The sequence below is a fragment of the Candidatus Symbiothrix dinenymphae genome (genome assembly GCF_001431085.1).
On record NZ_BBRU01000583.1, the window covers coordinates 1 to 1971 of the forward strand.

Annotated in this window: 1 protein-coding gene; it reads right to left on the bottom strand. The window is 49.9% G+C overall.

The window, feature by feature from the left end:
- On the bottom strand, positions 1 to 1959 hold a 1959-nt coding region (locus ASC50_RS06300), incomplete at its 3' end, for a SusC/RagA family TonB-linked outer membrane protein (RefSeq protein ID WP_226995440.1).
- Between the last annotated feature and the right edge of the window lie 12 nt (positions 1960 to 1971).

A 1971-nucleotide genomic window follows, 5' to 3' on the forward strand; every position in this document is an offset into this window, starting at 1 on the left:
GTTCACATCCCTGTATTTGATGTCGCCGCCCTGATAGATACCGAACTGTGAGGGGGAATTGGCAACTTCCGTGTCGTCCACAAACAATCGTTCGGCAACGAAACCCCATTGCTGGTTGATGTTGGTGCCGACTCTCGACAGCCAGGGAGTGGCACTGCGATCAGGCTCTTCCCAGTCAATGACCTTGCTGGTGGCATACGTAAACGTACCCCGACCGGTAGCCCACAAGTCCTTGGTGAAACTTTTTTCGTAATTCAGTTCCACATCAATTCCTTGCCCGCTTGCCACGCCCAGATTGGCTTTCATTTCGGGCACAATGCCCATGGTTTTCGGGATGGTACGTACCAGCAGGATGTTTTCCCGCCTTTCATGGAATCCGTCGATATTGGCAGACAAACCGTTCACAAAAGCAATTTCAGCACCGATATTGGTCTTGTATGCCGTTTCCCATCCGATATTCTCATTGGCATACCGGTTCACACTGACTCCGCCGGGGTTGTATGCCATGGTCGGACCCCAACCGACATTTTTTGTCGCGTTTATGTTTACATCCGCCAGATAGTAGAACCGGTCGGTGTTACTTCCGATAGCGTCATTACCTACCAGCCCGTAAGTTCCCTTGAGTTTGAACTGCGAAACAACCGGTTTTAAAGACTCGAAAAATTCTTCATTCGACAGCATCCACGCCAGACCTACCGAGGGGAAAAATCCCCAGCGATGGTTTGCGGCAAAACGCTCGGAACCGTTGTAACCGAAATTGAACTCGCCGAAATAGCGCGTATCATAATTGTAGGCAAGACGACCCGAAACGCCCATGTTGCGGTTGGGCAGCGAAAGTTGAAGGTCTGTGGAGGCACTGACCTGTTTTGTTTGCCGCATGATATATACCAGCAAGGCATTCAGGCTGTGTTTGTCGTTCACCACAGTGTTGTATTCCGCCGCCGTCTCCAAATAAAATGCGGTATTGATGTTCCGGACGCCGGGCGTATAATTAAGGGTCTCACTGCCCGCATTGCTGCCGGTGGGATTCAAACGCCGCAGGGTATAGGAATTGTCCAGTAAATCGAAGGTGGTTAAATTATAGAAAAACGGCTTGTACTGGCGTGTTACCGTAAATTCCGAAAAACGGTTCATGTTCACCATAGCCCTGACTTTTAAGCCTTTGGTAAGCATATCCAGGTTCTGCTTCACCTCAAACTGAGTGGAAGTCGTGTTGGTGCTGTAATCCTTGTATCCCTTCAGTGATTCGGCATACGGGTTGATATAATCGCCGTTTCCGTAATTTCCGAACAGGATATGATTGGCGAACTCAAACTCTCCACCCGGCAGCTCATTATAGTACGGTTTGAACAGCACCGGATTTGCCTGTATCACCTTGTTGTACATGGCAGTGCCTCCGTCGAGCGGACCGGTATAGTCGTCAAACGAGGAACTTAACCTCAGTATCAACTCCGTCGTTTTAGTCACATCCACGTTCACATTGGAACGGACGGCATATTTCGTCAGATTGATATTGGAGTTGAAATTGTTGCGCGGGTCCACCTTCATGTTGCCGTTGTCCTGCGCTACATTGACCGCCACATAATAACGGGCAATGCCTCCACCTCCGCTGATGCTCATATTGGCGCGTTGATTGATGGTGACGTCGTCAAACATGGTGTTGTACCAGTCGGTGGCGGGATAAATATCAGGATAAGTTCCCCTTTCCGTCATGCGTATTTGCTCCGTAGTGTACAAATCCTCCGTAGCGAGCGGGTTGCGCGTTCTTACGGCTTCGTTGTGCATCCGCATAAACGTGACAGGGTTTGCGACAGCGACTTTTTTTGTCGGGCTTGAGAAAGAGCTTTCCAGTCTGACATTGATAACCGCTTTTCCTTCACGTCCTTCCTTGGTAGTAACCAGTATCACTCCGTTGGCACCGCGCGCACCGTAAAGCGCGGTAGCGGTGGCATCTTTCATGATGGAGAAACT